Below are 19,694 nucleotides of genomic sequence, written 5' to 3'. Positions count from 1 at the left end.
GCCTGACGTTCAAGTTGCCCCAATTGTACAAAGGGCATGGTTGGAGTCACGTTACGCTCTATACACATTGGTGTCATGGGGCGACACATAAAAAGACCGGGGAGCAAGTTAACTACCCGGCCGGGATCATATTACGCAAGGCAAGGCGAATCAGCGCCTCGCTGGTCATATCTGGCTCAGCCACCTTGCTGATGGCGTTGGCCGCTTCCTGAGGCTTATAGCCCAGGGCAATCAACGCGGCCTCGGCCTCGTCTCTCGCATCGTGACTTGCGGCCGGCGCAGTTGTGGAGCCGCCCGGAGCCGCTGCCCCCGGTACCGTCGGCGTGAACTGCCCTTCCAGTTGGCCAATGCGGTCAGCCATATCAATCAGGAGTCGCTCGGCGGTTTTCTTGCCAACCCCCGGCAGCTTCACCAGGGCGCTGACATCGCGGGCCTCAACACAGCGTATAAACTGTTGGGCGTCCAGGCCGGACAGTATGCCGACAGCCAGTTTGGGGCCAACGCCATTGACCTTGATCAGCAGCCGGAAAAGATTGCGATCCAGCCGGGAGGCAAAGCCATACAGGCTCTGGGCGTCTTCTCTGACCGCAAAATGCGTGTGTAAGGTAACTTCCTGCCCGGTTTCCGGCAGGTGAAAGAAGGTGGTGTAGGGAATGTCTACTTCGTAACCCAAACCGGAGCACTCCACCAGTGCGTGGCCGGGGGCCTTCTCTATCAATATGCCTCGGATTCTACCGATCAATGCAGGCCTCCTGGGGCTTGTCTGAGCCTGTTATTGTTGCCGAACCCGCCCGCTTCGCGCTTTGCCACCGGTGCCGGCGAGCTTCAGTATGCTCTGGTTCATGTGGGCATGACACAGTGCGATCGCCAGGGCATCCGCCGCATCTGCCTGGGGCTTGCGGGACAAACCCAGCAGTGCCTGGACCATATGCTGAACCTGGGATTTGTCAGCGCCACCGGTACCAACCACCGCCTGTTTGACCTGGCGAGCAGAGTATTCATGGACAGCCAGGCCGCTGTTGGCGGCACTGACAATCGCCGCACCCCTGGCCTGCCCCAGCTTAAGGGCTGAATCCGGGTTACGGGCCATGAACACCTGCTCGATGGCAAACTCTTCCGGGCGGTACTCACCAATCAACACAGCAAGGCTGTGGAAAATGGTTTGCAGCCGCTCCGCCATGGGCTTTTCACCCACCCGGATACAGCCGCTGTCGATATACTCGATCTGGCGGCCTTCCGCACGAATGATGCCGTAGCCGGTGATTCGTGAGCCAGGGTCTACACCCAGGATGATGGCCATCCGCGCGCCCTCAGAGATAGCTTGAGCAAAACGACTCAGCCCGGAGGCGCCATGGGCAACCTCCGGGCTTGCGCATCACTCTTTGTCTTCGGCTTTGTTACCTTCAACCGCCTTGGCTGAGCGACGCAGGCGAATGTGCAGCTCTTTCAGCTGCTTTTCGTCTACCGCACCCGGCGCCTGGGTCATCAGACAGGTGGCGCTCTGGGTTTTCGGGAAGGCGATGACATCCCGAATGGACGACGAACCGGTCATCAGCATCACCAGGCGATCCAGGCCGAAAGCCAAGCCGCCGTGTGGCGGGCAACCGAACTTCAAAGCGTCCAGCAGGAAGCCAAACTTGGCGCGAGCTTCCTCTTCTTCGATACCCAGGATGCGAAACACCGTTTCCTGCATCTTGCCATCGTGGATACGGATAGACCCGCCGCCCAGCTCGGTGCCGTTCAGCACCATGTCGTAAGCGCGGGACAACGCATTGGCCGGATCGGCCGCCAGCTCGTCCGGGCTGCAGGACGGCGCAGTGAACGGATGGTGAATAGCGGTGAGGCTGCCGTCTGGCAGCTCCTCAAACATCGGGAAGTCCACCACCCACATCGGCGCCCACTCACAGGTGAGCATGTCGAGGTCGTGACCGACTTTGATGCGCAATGCGCCCAGGGCTTCGTTGACCACGGTGGTCTTGTCAGCACCAAAGAACACGATGTCGCCATCTTCTGCTGCAACGCGCTCCATGATCGCCATGGCCACGTCGTCACCCAGGAACTTGATGATCGGCGACTGCAGGCCTTCGACACCCTTGGCAAGCTCATTGACCTTGATATAGGCCAGGCCCTTGGCACCGTAAATGCCGACAAACTTGGTGTAATCGTCAATCTGCTTACGGGTCAGCGCGCCGCCCTTGGGCACACGCAAGGCTGCAACACGGCCTTTAGGATCTTTCGCGGGGCCGGCAAAGACTTTGAAGTCCACGCCTTCCACCAGGTCGTTCACGTCTTGCAGTTCCAGCGGAATACGCAGATCCGGCTTATCGCTGCCGTAACGCTGCATGGCCTCGGAATACGGCATGCGCGGGAATTCCGGCAACTCGACATCCAGCACGTCTTTGAACAGCGCCCGGATCATGTCTTCGTTCAGCTTCATCAGGGTCTCTTCATCAATGAAAGAGGCCTCGATATCAACCTGCGTGAACTCCGGCTGACGGTCTGCCCTCAGATCTTCGTCGCGGAAGCACTTGGCGATCTGGTAGTAGCGGTCAACGCCCGACACCATCAGCATCTGCTTGAACAGCTGCGGCGACTGGGGCAGCGCGAAGAAGGAACCTTCGTGGGTACGGCTGGGCACCAGGTAATCACGGGCGCCTTCCGGGGTGGCGCGGGTCAGGATCGGTGTTTCCACATCCATGAAACCGCGGCTATCCAGGAAGTTGCGGATGTAACTGGTTACCCGGGAACGGAAACGCAGACGGTTGATCATTTCCGGGCGGCGCAAATCGATGAAGCGATAGCGCAGACGAACGTCTTCACCCACATCCACGTGCTCATCCAGCGGGAACGGCGGTGTGGCAGCGGCGTTCAGGATGGTCACTTCCTTACCCAGCAGCTCCACCTGGCCAGTCGGCATGTTGCTGTTCTCGGTGCCCGCCGGGCGACGGCGTACGCGGCCGGTGACTTTGACGACAAACTCACTGCGAACCTTCTCCGCCAGAGCAAAGCTCTCTGGAGTGTCGGGATCGACAACCACCTGGGACATGCCATCCCGATCTCGCAGATCCAGGAAGATAACCCCACCGTGATCTCGGCGGCGGTGTACCCATCCGCAGAGAGTGACTTCCTGATCGATGTGGGATTCGTTGATCCCACCGCAATAATGACTGCGCATATCGGTTCCCGTTGTATCTGAATGTGTTCGCGTTTAATAAAAGCGTCTGGGCAAGCTGATGGGGATGGCTTTCCGAAACCGTGCGGAGCCATGGATGGCGGAGCCGAGCGTACATGGATGTATTCACAGCGTGTTTCGGAAAGCCATCCCCATCAGCTTGCTTGCAGCATTTTTGAGGCCGCCCGCAAATGTCAGCGACCATAGCCGAAAAGCCGCCCATTATAAACACAATGACATTGAAAATCAGGCGTCCCGGAAGAGAATTGGGACAGGATATTGAACGTCGGGATGACTATCAAAAAACCGGGGGCTAGAATGCATGGTTTGACCGGACCATGGAGTAAGACGTTGGCCACCAGAGCAGAACAAAAACTGAAAACCCGACGGGCTTTGATGGATGCCGCCCTGGCACAATTGAGTGCGGACCGGGGCTTTGGCAGCTTGAGTTTGCGCGAGGTTGCCCGGGAAGCGGGCATTGCCCCCACCTCCTTCTACCGGCATTTCTCCGAGCTGGATGAACTGGGCCTGGCACTGGTCGATGAAGGCGGTGTTGCGCTGCGACAGTTAATGCGCCAGGCCCGCAAGCGAATTGCCCGGGACGGCAGCGCCATTTCCACATCCGTAGATACGTTTATGGAGTATCTGGGTAACAACTCCAACCTTTTCCGCCTGATGCTGCGGGAGCGCACCGGGGTATCGAAACCGTTCCGAACCGCCGTCAAGGCCGAGATTGATCACTTCGTAACGGAACTGGCAGATGACCTTGGGCGGTTTGCGGATGAACAGAACAAGCCCCTGGCGGATGCCAGGCTGGTGGCTGAATCCATGGTCACCCTGGTGTTCAATCAAGGTGCAGAAGCGCTGGACGCCACGCCGAAGGAACGGGACGAACTGAAAGCCAAGCTCAAAACCGAGCTGCGAATGATTCTGGTAGGCTCCCAAACCCTGGCGCAATGGCAGCAGGGCCGGGAATAACCGGAGCCCGATTCAGGCCAGGGATTGCAGCAGGGGCTTTAACCTGGCACGAATCTCTTCCAGCTCCTCCCCTGTGTACGGCACAGGAGGCTGCTTACCCCACACAGGACCGGGCCACGCGGGGTCACCTTCAAAGCGTACGATGTGGTGCAAATGAAGCTGCGGCACCATGTTACCCAGCGCCGCCACATTCATCTTGTCGCCACCGAAAAGCTCCATCATGCCCTGGCCAAGCGTAGAGGACTCCTCCAGCAACCGCACCTGTTGCTTATGGTTCAGCTGGTAGATTTCCCGGATGTCCGGCACCGCCGGCACCAGGATGATCCAGGGCCAGGTGCTGTCGTTCATCAACAGGATTTCACACAGGCGGCTGTAACCCAGGTGGTGGGTATCTGCCGCGAGCCTTTCGTGTAGCTGAAACATCACCAGCCCTCTCGATCAACCAGCAGAATGAAACTGGTTACGGCCGCGGCCAATGGCGTAGTAAACCAGACCATGGCGCTCGAGCATTTCCGGTTCGTACAGGTTTCGACCATCGAACACCGCTGGCTGCTTCAAGGCGCCGGCAATCAGGTCGAAGTCGGGCGAACGGAATTCCTTCCACTCGGTACAGATGGCCAGCACATCGGCACCTTTGAGGGCCTGCTCTTTGGTGCCACACAGGGTCAGGCCTTCGTGGTCACCGTAGATGCGCTGGGTTTCTTCCATGGCTTCCGGGTCAAAGGCCTGCACGGTGGCGCCAGCTTTCCAGAGATTTTCCATCAGCGTCCGCGAGGAGGCTTCACGCATGTCGTCGGTGTTCGGCTTGAAGGCCAGGCCCCAGACCGCAACCACCTTGCCTTTCAGATCACCCTGGAAGAAGTGGCTGATCTTGTCGAACAGCACGTGTTTCTGAGCGTAGTTAACGGCTTCTACTGCATTCAGCAACTTGGCCTCGTAATCGCAATCACCGGCGGTCCGGGCCAGGGCCTGAACGTCTTTCGGGAAACAGGAGCCACCGTAGCCGCAGCCAGGGTAGATGAAGTGGTAGCCAATGCGGGGGTCGGAACCAATGCCCCGGCGTACCGCTTCGATGTCGGCACCCAGGCGTTCGGCCAGGTTGGACATTTCGTTCATGAAGCTGATCTTGGTGGCCAGCATGGAGTTAGCAGCGTATTTGGTGAGTTCCGCCGAGCGGATATCCATGAAAATCATCCGGTCGTGGTTGCGGTTGAACGGGTAGTAAACCTCTCGCAACAGCTCGGCCGCCTGTTCGCTGTCAGTACCCACCACAATGCGGTCCGGCTTCATGAAGTCGTTGATGGCAGCGCCTTCTTTCAGGAATTCCGGGTTGGAAACCACGTCGAAATCCAGCTCCAGGCCGCGCTTGTCGAGCTGTGCACGCACCGCTGCCTTTACCTTGTCACCGGTACCTACCGGCACAGTGGATTTGTCGACAACCACTTTATAGTCGTCCATGTACTGACCGATGGATTTGGCCACCGCGAGCACGTATTGCAGATCGGCAGAGCCGTCTTCGTCCGGCGGTGTGCCCACGGCAATAAACTGCAGGGTGCCATGTTTGACAGCCTGTGCGGTGTCGGTGGTGAACGACAGGCGGCCGGCTTCCACGGTGTGTTTAACGATGCTATCGAGGCCTGGCTCGTAAATCGGAATCTTGCCGTTCTTCAGTTTCTCGATCTTGCCCTGATCCACATCCATACAAAGCACATCGTGACCAACATCCGCAAGACAGGCACCTGTTACCAGGCCCACGTATCCGGTTCCGAAAATCGTAATCTTCATTTAAAAGTTCCTGAAAATCGTAATCTTCATTTAAAAGTTCCTGAAAATCGTTGTTTGAGAGTGTTATCGAGAAGCTTTTTTCTTCTGCCAGACCGCTTCCCAGGCCAGAGCGGTACGCACGATGGTATTGAGGTCATCGTAATCCGGCTGCCAGCCCAGAACATTCTTGATTCGCGTGTTGTCGGCCATTAGTGCCGCCGGGTCGCCGGCACGGCGGCCGGTTTCCGTCACCGGAAAATCGACACCGGATTCCGCCTTGACCACATCAATGACTTCTCGCACGGTAAAACCGCGGCCGTAACCACAGTTGAGCACCTGAGACTCGCCACCCCCGGCCATGTAATCCAACGCCATCACATGGGCCTTTGCCAGATCTTCCACATGGATGTAATCGCGGATGCACGTGCCATCGCGGGTTTCGTAGTCAGTGCCGAATACACTCATACCGTCGCGCTGACCGGTCACACATTCGCAGGCCACCTTGATCAGATGCGTCGCCTCCGGTGTCGCCTGCCCCAGCAAGCCCTCGGGATTGGCGCCGGCCACATTGAAGTAGCGCAGGATAACGTAGTTAAGGTTACTGGCCGCCGCCAGGTCCATCATCATCCGCTCGCTCATCATCTTGGAGGCGCCGTAGGGATTGATGGGTGCCAGCGGCAGGTCTTCTGTCAGCACCGTTTCATCTGGCATGCCGTAGACCGCCGCGGTGGAAGAAAACACCATGTACGGCACCTGGTGGCGCTCAACCGCTTTCAGCAGATTCAGAGTGTTACGGGTGTTATTGCTGTAGTACTTGAGGGGATTGGCGACAGACTCCGGCACCACGATGTTCGCCGCAAAGTGCAGGACCGCTTCGAATTTATGGGCGGAAAATACGGCTTCTATCGCGTCTTCATCCGCCAGGTCGGCTTCCACCAGCTCTCCGGCGGTTACCGCCCAGCGATAGCCGGTAGAGAGGTTATCGAACACCACAATGTCGTGGCCCGCTGCTGCCAACTGACGCACAACGTGGCTGCCGATATATCCGGCACCGCCGGTAACAAGAACTTTCATGAGTCTGTGCTTCCCTTCCCTGAGTGTTGTTGGCGGCGCTGCCGGATTTCCCGACGGCGCCGGCTGAAAAATTCGGAGATCACCTGACCACACGGTTCGGCCATCACGCCCCCACAAACCTCTACCCGCCAGTTCAGGTGCGGCTCTTCAAGGGTTCTTCGGGCCGATTCAACGGCGCCCGCCTTGGGCTCAGCGGCACCATACACTAACCGGCTGATACGACCATGGACAATAGCGCCCACACACATGGTGCAGGGCTCCAGGGTTACATACAGCGTAGCACCCGCCAACCGGTAGTTCCCCACCCGAGCCGCAGCATCCCGCAGGGCTCTGATTTCCGCATGAGCGGTCGGGTCGCAGTGGGAAATCGGGGCATTGAAGCCCGCCCCAATCTCCCTGCCATCCAGAACAACAATGGCGCCAACCGGCACTTCACCGGCTGCCCCGGCCTGGGCGGCGAGTTCCAGTGCCCTGGCCATCCAGCGCCGATCTTCCGGAGTGTCGTTCACTATCCCTTATCCCCTGCCTCGACTTACTCCCACTCAATCGTCGCGGGTGGCTTGGAAGAGATGTCGTAGGTCACACGGGAAACGCCAGAAATCTCGTTAATAATCCGGTTGGATACGGTTTCCAGCAGATCATACGGTAGGCGCGCCCAACGTGCAGTCATAAAGTCGATGGTTTCCACTGCCCGAATTGCAATCACGTATTCGTACCGGCGGGCATCGCCTACCACACCCACGGATTTCACCGGCAGGAACACCGCGAAGGCCTGGCTGGTCTTGTGGTACAGATCCGCACGGTGCAGCTCTTCCAGGAAGATCGCATCGGCGCGGCGCAGAATTTCCGCGTACTCTTTCTTAACTTCGCCAAGGATACGGACACCCAGGCCCGGCCCCGGGAACGGGTGGCGGTAAACCATGTCGTAAGGCAAACCGAGCTCAAGTCCAATCTTGCGAACTTCGTCTTTGAACAGCTCCCGCAGCGGCTCAACCAGTTTCATTTTCATGGTTTCCGGCAGGCCACCCACATTATGGTGGGATTTGATGACATGGGCTTTACCGGTTTTGGAAGCGGCAGATTCGATCACATCCGGGTAGATGGTGCCCTGGGCCAGCCAGTTCACGTCTTGGATCTTGGCGGCCTCGGCATCAAACACATCAATAAAGGTGTTGCCGATGATCTTGCGCTTCTGCTCAGGGTCGTTAACGCCCTTGAGCTTTGACAGGAACAGGTCTTCGGAATCCGCACGGATGACTTTCACACCCATGTTGCTGGCGAACATGTCCATCACCTGATCGCCTTCGTGCAGGCGCAGCAGGCCGTTATCCACAAACACGCAGGTCAGCTGATCCCCGATGGCCTTGTGCAACAGCGCAGCAGTTACCGAGGAATCCACACCGCCGGACAGCCCCAGCAGAACCTTTTCGGAACCTACCTGTTCACGAATCTGGCGAACCGCGTCATCAACAATCTTGGCCGGCGTCCACAGGGCCTCACAGCCACTGATATTCAGGACAAAGTGCTCGAGAATCCGCTTACCCTGGAGAGTGTGGGTCACTTCCGGATGGAACTGGACACCGTACAGGTTACGGCTGAGGTCCTGCATGGCGGCAATCGGCGCGCTCTCGGTAGAGGCTAAAAGCTCAAAGCCTTCCGGCATGGCAACCACTTTGTCACCGTGGCTCATCCAGACGTCGAGCAGGGACTCACCCGCAGGTGTCAGGTGGTCGGTAATGTCCTGCAGCAGAGGGCCCTTGGCCCGAACTTTCACCTGGGCGTAGCCGAATTCGCGCTTCTCAGAGCTGGCAACACGGCCGCCCAGTTGCTCCGCCATGGTCTGCATGCCATAGCAGATGCCCAGAATCGGAATGCCTTTGTCGAACAGCCCTTCCGGTGCACGGGGACCACCCAGTTGGGTTACCGATTCCGGACCACCCGCCAGGATGATGCCTTTGGGATTGAACTCGTTGAGTTCTTCGTCTGTTACGTCAAAGGCCTTGATTTCACAGTACACGCCAATTTCACGCACACGGCGGGCGATCAGCTGGGTGTACTGGGAACCGAAATCAAGAATCAGGATACGGTGGTCGTGAATGTTCTGAGCCATGGAGTCCTCGGGCTTTAAAAAAACAGCGCGGCCCGGAAACCGGGCCGCGTCAAATCAGACAGTTCTTAGCCGATTCGGTAGTTGGGAGCTTCTTTGGTGATGGTCACGTCATGAACGTGGCTCTCACGCATCCCGGCGTTGGTAATGCGCACGAATTCCGGCTTGGTACGCATCTCATCCATGGTTGCACTGCCTGTGTAACCCATGGATGCACGCAAACCGCCCACCAGCTGGTGCACGATGTTGCGCATGGGGCCTTTGCAGGCCACACGGCCTTCAATGCCTTCCGGCACCAGTTTTTCAATGCCTTTGCTGGCGTCCTGGAAATAGCGGTCGCTGGAACCCTGCCCCATGGCACCGATAGATCCCATGCCACGGTATGCCTTGTAGCTCCGACCCTGGAACAATTCCACTTCACCCGGGGCTTCGTCAGTACCCGCCAGCAGGCTACCGATCATGACGCTGTGGGCGCCCGCTGCGATGGCTTTTGCGATATCACCGGAGAACCGGATACCACCATCGGCAATCACGGGGACGCCGCGCTCTTTCAGCGCCGCTGCCACATTGGACACCGCCGAAATCTGCGGCACACCAATGCCGGCGACAATACGGGTGGTACAGATGGAGCCAGGACCGATGCCCACCTTGACCGCATCCGCGCCGGCATCCGCCAGGGCAATCGCTGCACCCGAGGTGGCAATGTTACCGCCAATCACCTGAACATCAGGGTAGTTCTGCTTTACCCAGCGAACCCGGTCAATCACACCCTTGGAATGGCCATGGGCGGTATCCACCACAATCACATCCACGCCCGCTTCGGCAAGCGCTGCAATCCGGGCATCGGTATCACCACCGGTGCTCACCGCTGCACCCACGCGCAGACGGCCCTGCTCGTCTTTGCATGCCAGCGGGTAGTCTTTGGCTTTCTGGATATCCTTGACGGTGACCAGGCCCCGCAGTTCAAAGTCGTCGTTCACCACCAGGACTTTCTCGATGCGGTGACGGTGCAGCAGCTCTTTGATCTCTTCCAGGCTCGCGCCTTCTTTGACGGTGACCAGTTTTTCCTTCGGCGTCATGATGTCACGCACCAGCGTGTCCATCCGGCTTTCAAAGCGAATATCGCGGCCAGTGACGATACCAACCAGATCGTGGCCATCCACAACCGGCAGCCCGGAGATGCTGTTGGCCATGGTGATATCGACCAGCTCACGGACGGTGGTTTCAGGCGTTACGGTAATCGGATCTTTAACAACGCCGCTCTCGTATTTCTTGACCTTGCGTACGGCAGCCGCCTGCTGTTCCACTGACATGTTCTTGTGCATGATGCCGATGCCGCCTTCCTGAGCCATGGCGATGGCCAGCTCGGCTTCAGTGACCGTATCCATGGCCGATGACACCAGCGGAATATTCAGGGTGATGCCTTTGGTCAATTGAGTCTTCAGCTCCACCTGATGAGGCAGAACTTCGGAATATCCGGGCACGAGGAGAACGTCGTCAAACGTGAGGGCTTCTTCGGCAATACGCAGCATTTGGGTCCGCCTTTTGAACATGCTAAGTTTGGAAATTCCATGCTGTACCCGCGGCGGCACAGCAAGGCAAAATCCTTAATCGATCTATTATAAAGTGGTGCCAACAGACAGTAAACCGCGAGGTTTTTGGTGTTTGGTTGCATCTTTTTGAATTTCCGTTATTTTTACCCCTCTCTTTCGGCTATTGCGTATGAATAATCACGGAGCGCGCCCTTTGATACCCCCTTATCCGGATTCCCGGCCCCGGGCCCTGTCGGTCAGCGAACTCAACCACCAGGCACGGCATCTGCTGGAAACCAGCTTTATGCAGGTGTGGGTGGAGGGCGAATTGTCCGGATTTTCAAGACCTTCCTCCGGCCACTGGTACTTTTCCCTGAAAGACCAGAAATGCCAGGTGCGCTGTGCCATGTTCCGGGGTGCCAATCAACGCCTGCGCACCCTGCCCCGTGAAGGCGACCAGATTCGCATCCGCGGAAAGGTCACACTCTACGAGAACCGGGGCGACTATCAGATCATTGTCGAACACCTGGAACCGGCAGGACTGGGTGAACTGCAACAGGCCTTTGAGGCCCTGAAGCTGAAACTGCAATCGGAGGGCCTGTTCGACCCGGCAAGGAAAAAGGCCATTCCAGCCACACCGCGCCACATTGGTGTTGTGACTTCGCCCACGGGCGCCGCCATCCATGACATATTGACCGTGCTGGCCCGGCGCTGCCCCGCCATCCCCGTCACCCTCTACCCCACAGCAGTACAGGGCCAGGCCGCCACGGCCGACATCGTCAACGCAATACAGCGCGCCCAGCAACACGGCGTGGCCGATGTCCTGATCATCGGGCGCGGCGGCGGCTCACTGGAAGACCTGTGGTGCTTTAATGAAGAAGCGGTAGCCCGGGCCATTGCCAACTGCAGTATCCCCACCGTCAGTGCAGTGGGCCATGAAGTGGATGTCACCATTGCGGATTTCGTAGCCGATCTTCGCGCCCCCACCCCCTCAGCGGCCGCTGAGAAGGTTTCCCCGGACCAAAACCACTGGCTGCGCCGGCTGAACGAGCAGGAACTGAGGCTGAGCCAGGCGGCGCGCCGGCTAACCCAGCGCCTGCACACCCAGCTTGGCCACCTGTCTGCACGGCTGCGGGACCCACGCAGGGAATTGCAGGAAAAGGCGCAGCGCATGGATGAGCTGGACGTACGGCTGAACAAGGCGATCGCCCAGCGACTGACCCAAACCCGGGTAAAAACCGATCACCTGACCCAGCGCCTTGCCACCCAATCCCCACGCCGGACACTGATCGCCGCCCGGGACCAGGTGACCCGGCTCCATGAACGCCTGGAGATGGCCACCCGCCATTACCTGAAGCAGCAACAGGAACGCTACCAATACAACGCCCAGGCACTCCACGTTGTCAGCCCGCTTGCCACCCTGGGGCGCGGTTACGCGATTGTGAGGGATGAGCAGAATCAGATTGTTCGTGACGCCAGCCAGCTTGGCGAAGGCGCCGCCATCACCGCCCGGCTGGGCCACGGCAGCGTCACGGCGAAGGTGACGGAGATCAATTCCAACGGGGATTGAACGGATAAAAACGGCCAACTACGCCTATGGTCTAGTAGCCCCTGTTTCTAAAGCTCCTACAGTTGTGCATAACAGCCACAGAACAATAACAGCACAACTGAGGTGGAAAGCATGACATACCACTCCGAGTTCCGCCGGTCTATCGACCAACGGGATGACTTCTGGCGCGAGCAGGCCCAGAACATTGACTGGATCGAAACCCCGAACACCATCTGGCAGGCACTCGATAACGGTCACGGCCAGTGGTTCCCCGATGGCCTTCTGAATACCAGCGACGTAGCGCTTGATGCCAACATCCGGGCGGGCCGCGGTCAACAGACAGCCCTGATTTACGATTCGCCGGTGACAAACAGCCAGCAACACTTCACCTATGACGAATTACGGGATGAAGTAGCCCTGTTTGCCGGCGCCCTGCGTGCTCGCGGGATCGAGAAGGGTGACCGGGTCATTATCTACATGCCAATGATTCCGCAGGCAGCCATTGCCATGCTGGCCTGTGCCCGCCTGGGTGCCATCCACTCAGTGGTTTTCGGTGGGTTTGCTGCCCACGAACTTGCGGTGCGCATTGAGGATGCCAAGCCCAAGGCGCTGATCACGGCCTCCTGCGGCATTGAAGTCACCAAGGTCATTGAATACAAACCGTTGGTGGACAGGGCCATTGAGCAATCCAGCCACAAGCCTGAGCTGTGTGTGGTGTACCAGCGGCCGCAAGTCACAGCCAACCTGTCGGAAGGACGGGATTACGACTGGAACGACATGACCGCCAATGCGGAGCCAGCAGATCCGGTGCCAGTGAAAGCCACCGACCCGCTTTATGTGCTTTACACCTCCGGCACCACCGGAAAGCCAAAAGGCGTGGTGCGGGATAACGGCGGCCATGCCGTGGCACTCAAATACAGCATGAAACTGGTCTACGACGCCAAACCCGGCGATGTCTTCTGGGCGGCGTCAGACGTGGGCTGGGTGGTAGGCCACAGCTACATTGTCTATGCGCCCCTGTTCGCCGGCTGCACCACCATCCTGTATGAGGGCAAACCGGTAAAAACCCCTGACGCCGGCGCCTTCTGGCGGGTAGTCCAGGATCACAAGGTGAACATGCTGTTCACCGCGCCCACCGCCTTCCGGGCCGTGCGCAAGGAAGACCCGGAGGCTGATCAGCTAAGCCGCTACGATGTCTCTTCGTTGAAACGCATTTTCCTGGCCGGCGAGCGGTTGGACCCACCCACCTACGAATGGCTGAAGGAACACACGGGCCTGCCGATTCTCGACCACTGGTGGCAGACCGAAACCGGCTGGGCCATCTGCTGCAACCCGGTAGGCATTGAAATGATGACCACCAAACCGGGCTCGGCGACGGTACCGTCGCCCGGCTTCAACGTGCAGGTCGTCGATATGGAAGGCAGCCAGGTACCGGCCGGCGAGCAAGGCCAGATAGCCGTCAAACTGCCCCTGCCACCGGGGTGCCTGATGACCGTATGGGGCGACGACAAACGCTTCCAGAGCAGCTACCTGAATCCGATTCCCGGCTTTTTCAGCTCCGGCGACGGCGGCTTTATTGATGACGACGGCTACGTGTTCATCATGGGCAGGACCGATGACGTGATCAACGTCGCCGGACATCGCCTGTCCACCGGCGAAATGGAAGAGGTGGTGGCTTCACACCCGGCAGTCGCGGAGTGCTGTGTTGTAGGCGCCCACGACGACATGAAGGGCCAGATCCCGGTCGGCCTGGTGCTGATCAAAGACGGCGCAACCATAGACCAGGATGAACTGGAAGAAGAGCTGGTAGAAATGGTCCGCGACAAGATTGGCGCCATAGCGTGCTTCCGTCGGGCCATGGTGGTAGAGCGTTTACCGAAGACCCGGTCTGGCAAGATTCTGCGCCGCGTCATCCGCCAGATTGCGGACGGTGAAGAGTACAGCGTACCCAGCACCATTGATGACCCCGCCATCCTGGAGGAGATCAGCGAGAAGTTCGTGCGCTGACCTACCCCACCACTCCATGCGGGATCACAACACAACTCTGCCTCAAAGACCGGCAGAGTTGTGTTTCACCATTATGACAACCCGTTGTTTTTTATCAATTAAAATCCCGGCACTGATCACCAAAAAAACAATTGACGCCCCCCAAAGTCGGTCTATACTGAAAATTGCTGTGATCCTCTGCAGCGGTATTTGACGAATGCGCTTCAACGTCCTGCCCAGGCTTCGCGTTGCCCCTTCCTCAGTACGCTCCGGATGACTCAACAGCAACGGCTTCTGCTTCTGGCAGAATCCGCATCTGTATGGATCCAGCGTCTGTACGAAACAAGAAGGTCCCGTGAGGGCAAATTTTCAGTAAGACAGGAAAGATCGATGTCCGATACCAAAACTGGCCACGTTAAGTGGTTCAACGAATCCAAGGGCTTTGGCTTTATTGCCCAGGAAGGCGGCAGTGACGTTTTCGTTCACTACAGTGCAATCAACTCCAACGGTTTCCGCACCCTGACAGAAGGTCAGCAGGTGCAGTTCACCGTTACTCAGGGACCCAAAGGCCCCCAGGCGGAAAACGTAACCCCTCTCTAAGGGTTCAGGTTTACCGCCGGATGCCCCTCACGGGTAGACGGAAAACAAAACAGCCGGCAAATTTGCCGGCTGTTTTGCGTTCTGGCGTGGTACCGCCCGGCGATCAGGCAGTTTCCGTCGCCTCCGGAGCCTTTGCTGCCGGCATATCCGTACCCACCGCCTGGGCCACTGCTGAAAACAGCGCCTGCAGGGTCGCCGAGGTGGTATCTTCCGCCAGGGCCGCTGCGCTGCAATGCTGACCATTGGCGGTCAGGCGAATACAGGCCAAGGCATTGGCGTTGGTGCCCTCGCCCAGAGCAAACTCATCGTATGCCTCTACCGCCACCGTTACGCCAAATCGCTTGGCCAGCCCGTCAGACACCGCCTCAACCGCACCCAATCCGCAGCCCTCAAAGGTCACGGGAGACGTGTCGCTACCGACCACCACTTCCGCACGAACACCCTCTTCGTCCCGATGCAGATCGTAGGAACGCAGTGACCAGTCTTCATGAACCTTCAGGTAGCGGTCTTCGAACAGGCGGTGGATGGTGTGGGAATCAATTTCGCCACCGTTGGTCTCGGCTTCTTTCTGGACCACTTTACTGAATTCAATCTGCAACCAACGCGGCAGGGTAATGTCGTAGTCCCGCTCCAGTACATAAGCAACGCCACCCTTGCCGGACTGGCTATTGATGCGCACCACCTCTTCATAGCGACGGCCCACATCGAACGGATCGATGGGCAGGTAGGCCACGTTCCAGGCGTCGCCCTCCTTACGGCGGGCCAGGCACTTACGGATGGCGTCCTGGTGACTGCCCGAGAAGGCGGTGAACACCAGCTCGCCCGCATACGGATGACGCGGGTGGGTGGAAATCTCGGTACAGGCTTCCACCACCTCGGTAATTTCCGCCATGCCGGACAAGTCCAGGGTCGGATCAATGCCCTGTGAATACAGGTTCATGGCCATGGTTACCAGATCCATGTTGCCAGTGCGCTCCCCGTTACCCATCAGGGTACCTTCGATCCGGTCAGCGCCGGCCATCACGCCCAGTTCGGCCGCAGCCACCGCACACCCCCGGTCGTTATGGGTATGCAGACTGATGCTGATGTGCTCGCGATACCGGATGTTTTCGCAAATCCACTCCACCTGGTCGGCAAACACGTTAGGGGTAGACATTTCTACGGTAGCCGGCAGATTGATAATCACCGGCTGCCCCTGATCCGGTCGCCACACCTCGGTGACCGCATCAATCACTTCCGCAGCGAAGTCCAGTTCGGTGCCGGTGAAGCTCTCCGGGGAATACTGGAAGGTCCAGTCGGTGTCCGGATAACGGGCCGCAATCTCTTTCACAAGGGTGGCACCGTTAACGGCAATCTCGCGAATGCCGGCCCGATCGAGACCAAATACCTGCTCGCGCTGCACGGTGGACGTGGAGTTGTACACGTGCACAATCGCCTGCTTTGCGCCTTCCAGGGCTTCATAAGTGCGCTCAATCAGTTCCGGGCGGGCCTGGGTCAGCACCTGGATTTTCACATCGTCCGGAATCCGGTTTTCTTCAATCAGCTTGCGGCAGAAATCAAAATCCGGCTGGCTGGCGGCCGGGAACCCAATCTCGATTTCCTTAAAGCCCAGTTTGACCAGCAAATCGAACAGGCGCTGCTTCTGGGCAACGGACATGGGCTTGATCAGCGACTGGTTGCCATCGCGCAGGTCGACAGCACACCAGGTGGGTGCTTTCTCGATAACCTGGTCCGGCCAGCGGCGGTCTTTCTTGGCAACCGGTTTGAAGGCGACGTATTTACGATGATCAAAGGCCATAACGGAACATTCCTTTCGCTGTTCGTATCAATGGAGAGAGTGTAACGCCCATATGGCGCTATTTGGTTGCTATTTTAGCCCAAAACCGTTATTCATAAGCCATATATTGCCAACAAGTCAGGATTTACAGCACATGATTGCGAACAATGACAAGGCACTGGTCAGAATTGACAAAACTGACCGGAAAATCCTGGAACAATTGCAGAAGGACGGCTCCCTGACCAACCAGCAACTGGCGGAGAAAGTCGGGCTTTCGCCCTCCCCTTGCCTGCGCCGGGTGCGGGCGCTCGAAGACGCGGGCATCATAGTGCGCACAGTGACCATTCTGGACCACAAAAAACTGGGGTTGTCGCTGACCGCCATCATTCTGATCGGCATGGACCGACATACACCGGAACGCTTTGCCGCTTTCGAGGAACAGGTGGCGGTCTTTCCAGAGGTTCAGGAGTGCTATCTGATCACCGGCCAGAGTGCCGATTACATGCTGAAAGTGGTGGTGCCAGACATGGATCATTACCACCAGTTTCTGCTCAACCGCATTACCCGGATTCAGGGTGTCAGCGGGGTGCACTCCAGCTTTGTACTGCGGAGGGTAATCGACAGTACCGCCCTGCCCCTGGGCTATCTTTCCTGACGGGTCAGCTCTGCCAGGTAAGCCCTGGCCATACACTTTAACTCCACCACCAACTGCTGCCCCTGGTCGTCCGGCAGGGTGGCTGCGAGCCGGAGAATGGTTCCGGCAGATCGGGGCAACAACAGGCTGGCGGTCCAGCTGCGCTCTTTCGGCAGCGCCGGATACTCCTGCTGGAGCCGGGCATCCAGGTCACGGGCGTTGCTATAGAGTTCCCGCAGATCCAGTTCCCGAAGCTCGGGCATGGACTCCACGCCGCTCCAGATTGCCGAGTACGCCGGTTCGGTGCGGTAGAAGTCGTAGAACTGATCAATCAGCACATCCACCGCGTCGTGCAGGCTCAGCTCGGGCAGTTTCTCCCGCAGCGCGGTTTCCATTTTCTCGACATGCCCTTCGGCAATGGCATGAACGATGGCCGCCTTGTTCGGAAAGTAGCGGTAAAGGGACGCTAACGACATGCCAGATTGCCGGGCAATGGCGGACATACTGGTGCCATCCACCCCGTTCTCATGAAAAATGGCCGCGGCATGGCTGAGGATATTGCCCACCCGCTCCCGACTGCGCGCCTGAACCGGTCGCCGGCGAGGTGTTACGTCGATAGATTCGTCAGTCATCATCTGTACCTTGTGAAGCAGGCTCCGTACAATAACGTCCACTTTACGACAAAGAAAGGCAGAAGCAGGCCAGAAGCCCTGCCAATTAGTCTTAACCCCCACTTTTCAATAAAGCGGAAGACACGATGCGAGCAAGCCGTTACCTGATTGCCACCCAGAAAGAGACACCCTCAGATGCAGAGATTATCAGCCATCAGCTGATGCTGCGCGCCGGAATGATCCGGAAGCTGGCCGCAGGCCTCTACACCTGGCTCCCCATGGGCCTGCGCACCCTGCGCAAGGTGGAACGAATTGTTCGCGAAGAGATGGACAAGAGTGGAGCCCAGGAAGTTCTGATGCCGGCCGTGCAGCCAGCCGAGCTCTGGCAGGAATCCGGGCGCTGGGAGCAGTACGGCGGCGAACTGCTGCGTATGAATGACCGCCACGGCCGGGACTTCTGCTTTGGCCCAACCCACGAAGAAGTCATCACCGACCTGATCCGCAACGAGCTGAAAAGCTACAAGGAACTGCCGGCTAACTTTTATCAGATCCAGACCAAGTTCCGTGATGAGCGCCGCCCCCGCTTCGGCGTTATGCGTGCCCGCGAATTCATCATGAAGGATGCCTATTCCTTCCACCTGAACTCAGCTTCGCTGGATGACACCTACCAGGTTATGCACCAGACCTACTGCAACATCTTTGATCGCCTCGGGCTGGATTATCGGCCGGTGCAAGCGGATTCCGGTGCCATTGGCGGCAGTGCCTCCCACGAGTTCCATGTACTGGCATCCTCCGGCGAAGACGCCATCGTGTTCAGCACCGAAAGCGATTACGCCGCCAACATCGAAAAAGCTGAAGCCATTGCCCCTGCGGGTGATCGCCCGGCTCCTGGCGAGACCATGACCGAAGTGCACACGCCAGGCCAGAAAACCATCGAAGCCGTTTCCCAGTTCCTCGGCCTGCCGGCAGAGCGCAGCGTGAAGACCCTGCTGGTCAAAGGCGAAGCCGACGAGAACGGCGAATCCGGCCTGGTTGCACTGATTCTCCGGGGCGATCACACCCTGAATGACATCAAGGCCGAAAACCTGAACGGCATTGCCGAGCCGCTGACCATGGCCACCGATGAAGAAATCGAAAAGGCCATTGGTTGCAAACCCGGCTCCATCGGCCCGGTCAACCTGGCTGTGCCTGTGATCGTCGACCGCAGCGCTGCCCACCTGGCAGACTTCGTGTGTGGTGCCAACAAGGACGACTACCACCTGACCGGCGTTAACTGGGAACGCGACGTACCCCTGGGCCGGGTGGAAGACCTGCGCAACGTGGAGGAAGGTGATCCCAGCCCGGATGGCAAGGGTACCCTGGAGATCCGCCGTGGTATCGAGGTCGGCCACATCTTCAAACTGGGTAACAAGTACAGCTCTGCCATGAACGCCACCGTTCTGGATGAAAACGGCAAGACGGTGATCATGGAAATGGGCTGCTACGGCATTGGCGTTTCCCGTATTGTGGCCGCGTCTATCGAACAGAACCATGACGACAAGGGCATCATCTGGCCAGACGCCATCGCTCCGTTCCAGGTGGCCATTGTTACTCTCAACGCCCACAAAAATGCGGTAGTGGCCGAAGCCGGCGAGAAACTTTACAGCCAGTTGCGCCAGGCGGGTTACGACGTACTGCTGGATGACCGTAACGAACGCCCAGGCGTCAAGTTCGCCGATATGGAATTGATGGGCATTCCTCACCGGTTCGTGATTTCAGAGCGCGGGCTGACCGCCGGCACCCTGGAATACAAGGGCCGCCGCGATGAAGAAAAACAGGACATCCCGGTGGAAGAAGCGCTGGCGTTCCTGGTGAAAGCCTCCCCGAAGGGCGGCCTCTAAGGCCGCTCGATCATCCCCTGGGCTGCCTGA

16 protein-coding genes and 1 pseudogene are annotated in these 19,694 nt (G+C 58.3%); 6 read left to right on the top strand and 11 right to left on the bottom strand.

Annotated elements, in window-relative coordinates; translation table 11 throughout:
• Positions 1 to 112: 112 nt before the first annotated feature.
• From ruvA to aspS, 3 genes are all read right to left on the bottom strand, one after another.
• Positions 113 to 742, bottom strand: a complete 630-nt coding sequence (gene ruvA / locus FIV08_RS08395) for a Holliday junction branch migration protein RuvA (protein ID WP_152437984.1) — start codon at positions 740 to 742, stop codon at positions 113 to 115.
• 30 nt (positions 743 to 772) lie between these two features.
• Complete coding sequence (ruvC, locus tag FIV08_RS08390; protein ID WP_058089589.1) at positions 773 to 1,300, bottom strand: crossover junction endodeoxyribonuclease RuvC; 528 nt, start codon at positions 1,298 to 1,300, stop codon at positions 773 to 775.
• Between the two features lie 75 nt (positions 1,301 to 1,375).
• Complete coding sequence (gene aspS, locus FIV08_RS08385) at positions 1,376 to 3,175, bottom strand: aspartate--tRNA ligase (RefSeq protein WP_152437983.1); 1,800 nt, start codon at positions 3,173 to 3,175, stop codon at positions 1,376 to 1,378.
• A gap of 348 nt (positions 3,176 to 3,523) precedes the next feature.
• Here aspS and fabR point away from each other — a divergent pair, with 348 nt between their 5' ends.
• Complete coding sequence (gene fabR / locus FIV08_RS08380) at positions 3,524 to 4,150, top strand: HTH-type transcriptional repressor FabR (protein ID WP_072677487.1); 627 nt, start codon at positions 3,524 to 3,526, stop codon at positions 4,148 to 4,150.
• Between the two features lie 12 nt (positions 4,151 to 4,162).
• Here fabR and FIV08_RS08375 read toward each other — a convergent pair whose 3' ends face one another.
• From FIV08_RS08375 to guaB, 6 genes are all read right to left on the bottom strand, one after another.
• Positions 4,163 to 4,573 (bottom strand): HIT domain-containing protein, encoded by a 411-nt coding sequence (locus FIV08_RS08375; protein ID WP_152437982.1) that lies wholly within the window; start codon positions 4,571 to 4,573, stop codon positions 4,163 to 4,165.
• Between the two features lie 15 nt (positions 4,574 to 4,588).
• Positions 4,589 to 5,935: a UDP-glucose dehydrogenase family protein gene (locus tag FIV08_RS08370; RefSeq protein ID WP_152437981.1), complete on the bottom strand. Its 1,347-nt coding sequence runs from the start codon at positions 5,933 to 5,935 to the stop codon at positions 4,589 to 4,591.
• A 63-nt stretch (positions 5,936 to 5,998) separates the two neighbouring features.
• On the bottom strand, positions 5,999 to 6,988 hold the full coding sequence (galE, locus tag FIV08_RS08365; protein WP_152437980.1) for a UDP-glucose 4-epimerase GalE: 990 nt from the start codon (positions 6,986 to 6,988) through the stop codon (positions 5,999 to 6,001).
• Entirely contained in the window at positions 6,985 to 7,497 is a 513-nt protein-coding gene (gene tadA, locus FIV08_RS08360; RefSeq protein ID WP_416376911.1) for a tRNA adenosine(34) deaminase TadA, read from the bottom strand. Before tadA ends, galE begins: the two co-directional genes overlap by 4 nt.
• Before the next feature lie 23 nt (positions 7,498 to 7,520).
• Positions 7,521 to 9,098 (bottom strand): glutamine-hydrolyzing GMP synthase, encoded by a 1,578-nt coding sequence (gene guaA, locus FIV08_RS08355; protein ID WP_152437978.1) that lies wholly within the window; start codon positions 9,096 to 9,098, stop codon positions 7,521 to 7,523.
• A gap of 65 nt (positions 9,099 to 9,163) precedes the next feature.
• A complete protein-coding gene (gene guaB / locus FIV08_RS08350; protein WP_072677490.1) occupies positions 9,164 to 10,627 on the bottom strand; it encodes an IMP dehydrogenase in 1,464 nt (487 codons plus the stop codon).
• 190 nt (positions 10,628 to 10,817) lie between these two features.
• Between guaB and xseA the strand changes: the two genes are divergently transcribed.
• The 3 genes and pseudogenes from xseA to FIV08_RS08335 all read left to right on the top strand — a co-directional run bounded on the left by xseA (position 10,818) and on the right by FIV08_RS08335 (position 14,762).
• The gene (gene xseA, locus FIV08_RS08345) at positions 10,818 to 12,197 is read left to right on the top strand and encodes an exodeoxyribonuclease VII large subunit (RefSeq protein WP_152437977.1); all 1,380 of its coding nucleotides are present in this window, start codon (positions 10,818 to 10,820) and stop codon (positions 12,195 to 12,197) included.
• A 96-nt stretch (positions 12,198 to 12,293) separates the two neighbouring features.
• Positions 12,294 to 14,183, top strand: a pseudogene (locus FIV08_RS08340) (propionyl-CoA synthetase); the annotation flags it as partial.
• Positions 14,184 to 14,552: 369 nt separating this feature from the next.
• On the top strand, positions 14,553 to 14,762 hold the full coding sequence (locus tag FIV08_RS08335) for a cold-shock protein (protein ID WP_058089577.1): 210 nt from the start codon (positions 14,553 to 14,555) through the stop codon (positions 14,760 to 14,762).
• Between the two features lie 103 nt (positions 14,763 to 14,865).
• Here FIV08_RS08335 and leuA read toward each other — a convergent pair whose 3' ends face one another.
• Positions 14,866 to 16,560 (bottom strand): 2-isopropylmalate synthase, encoded by a 1,695-nt coding sequence (gene leuA, locus FIV08_RS08330; protein WP_152437975.1) that lies wholly within the window; start codon positions 16,558 to 16,560, stop codon positions 14,866 to 14,868.
• A gap of 133 nt (positions 16,561 to 16,693) precedes the next feature.
• Between leuA and FIV08_RS08325 the strand changes: the two genes are divergently transcribed.
• Positions 16,694 to 17,194: an Lrp/AsnC family transcriptional regulator gene (locus FIV08_RS08325; protein WP_083557556.1), complete on the top strand. Its 501-nt coding sequence runs from the start codon at positions 16,694 to 16,696 to the stop codon at positions 17,192 to 17,194.
• Here the strand turns inward: FIV08_RS08325 and FIV08_RS08320 are convergent.
• Positions 17,182 to 17,805 carry a TetR/AcrR family transcriptional regulator gene (locus tag FIV08_RS08320; RefSeq protein ID WP_058089575.1) on the bottom strand — a complete coding sequence of 208 codons (624 nt, stop codon included), beginning with the start codon at positions 17,803 to 17,805 and terminating at the stop codon, positions 17,182 to 17,184. The two genes, FIV08_RS08325 and FIV08_RS08320, sit on opposite strands and share 13 nt — an antisense overlap.
• 125 nt (positions 17,806 to 17,930) lie before the next feature.
• Here FIV08_RS08320 and FIV08_RS08315 point away from each other — a divergent pair, with 125 nt between their 5' ends.
• Positions 17,931 to 19,664: a proline--tRNA ligase gene (locus FIV08_RS08315; protein ID WP_152437974.1), complete on the top strand. Its 1,734-nt coding sequence runs from the start codon at positions 17,931 to 17,933 to the stop codon at positions 19,662 to 19,664.
• Positions 19,665 to 19,694: the final 30 nt, after the last annotated feature.

The organism is Marinobacter sp. THAF197a, from assembly GCF_009363275.1.
GTDB lineage: Bacteria > Pseudomonadota > Gammaproteobacteria > Pseudomonadales > Oleiphilaceae > Marinobacter.
Note: the sequence above shows the minus strand (reverse complement) of the source record. Positions and strands in the feature narration are given on the sequence as shown.

Coding starts and splice junctions, on each gene's coding strand:
- ruvC (WP_058089589.1), bottom strand. CDS start 1,300: ATGGCCATCATCCTGGGTGTAGACCCTGGCTCACGAATCACCGGCTAC.
- xseA (WP_152437977.1), top strand. CDS start 10,818: ATGAATAATCACGGAGCGCGCCCTTTGATACCCCCTTATCCGGATTCC.
- FIV08_RS08325 (WP_083557556.1), top strand. CDS start 16,694: ATGATTGCGAACAATGACAAGGCACTGGTCAGAATTGACAAAACTGAC.
- leuA (WP_152437975.1), bottom strand. CDS start 16,560: ATGGCCTTTGATCATCGTAAATACGTCGCCTTCAAACCGGTTGCCAAG.
- FIV08_RS08335 (WP_058089577.1), top strand. CDS start 14,553: ATGTCCGATACCAAAACTGGCCACGTTAAGTGGTTCAACGAATCCAAG.
- FIV08_RS08320 (WP_058089575.1), bottom strand. CDS start 17,805: ATGACTGACGAATCTATCGACGTAACACCTCGCCGGCGACCGGTTCAG.
- FIV08_RS08315 (WP_152437974.1), top strand. CDS start 17,931: ATGCGAGCAAGCCGTTACCTGATTGCCACCCAGAAAGAGACACCCTCA.
- guaA (WP_152437978.1), bottom strand. CDS start 9,098: ATGGCTCAGAACATTCACGACCACCGTATCCTGATTCTTGATTTCGGT.
- FIV08_RS08370 (WP_152437981.1), bottom strand. CDS start 5,935: ATGAAGATTACGATTTTCGGAACCGGATACGTGGGCCTGGTAACAGGT.
- galE (WP_152437980.1), bottom strand. CDS start 6,988: ATGAAAGTTCTTGTTACCGGCGGTGCCGGATATATCGGCAGCCACGTT.
- aspS (WP_152437983.1), bottom strand. CDS start 3,175: ATGCGCAGTCATTATTGCGGTGGGATCAACGAATCCCACATCGATCAG.
- guaB (WP_072677490.1), bottom strand. CDS start 10,627: ATGCTGCGTATTGCCGAAGAAGCCCTCACGTTTGACGACGTTCTCCTC.
- FIV08_RS08375 (WP_152437982.1), bottom strand. CDS start 4,573: ATGTTTCAGCTACACGAAAGGCTCGCGGCAGATACCCACCACCTGGGT.